Origin of the sequence: Psychroflexus maritimus (genome assembly GCF_011089875.1) — a bacterium.
Lineage (GTDB): Bacteria > Bacteroidota > Bacteroidia > Flavobacteriales > Flavobacteriaceae > Psychroflexus > Psychroflexus maritimus.
This window is the reverse complement of the sequence record NZ_JAANAS010000070.1, coordinates 1-1,349: the sequence shown is the minus strand read 5'-3', so window position 1 is coordinate 1,349 and position 1,349 is coordinate 1. Positions and strand designations below refer to the sequence as shown.

1 pseudogene is annotated in these 1,349 nt (G+C 46.3%); it reads left to right on the top strand.

The window, feature by feature from the left end:
* Positions 1–1,184: pseudogene (locus tag G7034_RS09135) on the top strand (fibrobacter succinogenes major paralogous domain-containing protein); the annotation flags it as partial.
* Positions 1,185–1,349: the final 165 nt, after the last annotated feature.

The following is a 1,349-nucleotide window of genomic DNA, read 5'->3' as shown; positions in this document are numbered from 1 at the left end:
CAAAACTATTAACCCTAGTAACGCTCGCCTTCATCGGCTTAAACACCGCCAACGCCCAAGTGGGAATAGGAACCACCAATCCCGATGCCTCAGCTGGTTTAGAGGTTAATTTTAATGACAAAGGCTTTCTGCCACCGCGAATAACTACGGCACAGCGCGATGCGATAAGCAACCCTGCGGAAGGCTTAATGATTTACAATACCGACGAAAACTGCTTGCAATGGTACGATAATAACGGTTGGTATGACGGATGCAGCGGAGCTACTTATCCGTTCGTAGCTTCATTGGACTGCGCAAATTCAAACAACAACGGTACGCTTGCAAATGGACAAGAAGCTAATGGTGTAGATTCTGAGATAGCCTATACCGGCGGTAACGGTTTAAGTTATTCTGGTCAAACGGTTAATTCTACGGGTGTTACGGGGCTTACTGCTACACTAGCCCCAGGAACTTTAGCCACTGGCGAAGGAAGCTTAACCTACACCATAAGCGGCACACCTGCTAGCGATGGCACGGCTTCGTTTGCCATTAACATTGGCGGACAGACTTGTAGTTTAGAAAGAACTGTTCCACCACCAACAGTAATTGGCACTAATGGTAAGGTTTGGATGGACCGCAATTTAGGTGCTTCTCAAGTAGCTCAAAATAGCACAGACCAAGCCTCCTACGGCGACCTCTACCAATGGGGGCGTGCCGCAGATGGGCATGAAGATAGAAACTCAACAAAATATACTGTTGTAGAAACTGGTTCAGATGGTGTAGCTAATTTTAATGCATCAGGAAATGATTGGGATGGTAAATTTATTACGCGCGATAGCGGTGCTAATAATTGGGTAAATACCTCTGTTTCAGGAGTAGATAATTTATGGCAAGGCGTAAGCGGCACCAACAACCCTTGCCCTAATGGCTTCCGCTTACCTACCGAAGCTGAGTGGGATACAGAGCGTTCAAGCTGGAGTTCCTACAACGCAGCAGGCGCTTTCGACTCCACGCTTAAATTGCCCGTAGCAGGCCGCCGCAGCCACAGTACTGGTGGGCTCGACAGTGTTGGCTCCCTCGGCCTCTATTGGTCTAGTACCGTTTCAGGCGCCGATGCCCGTAGGCTCTTCTTCAATAGTTCCAATACCAATATGAACGCCTTCTTTCGTGCTAGCGGTTACTCTGTCCGTTGCCTTAAGGATTAAGAATAGTATTAAGTACAAAGAATAAAGAAGTGAGTTATGAGATGTGAAGCGTAAAGAGTGAGAAATGATGAAAAATAAGAAATTACCTATGGGATGTTTTATACTAGATGGAAATCAGCTTTGCATTGCGAGAGGCATTCCACCTAAAATTTGAAATAACTCTGG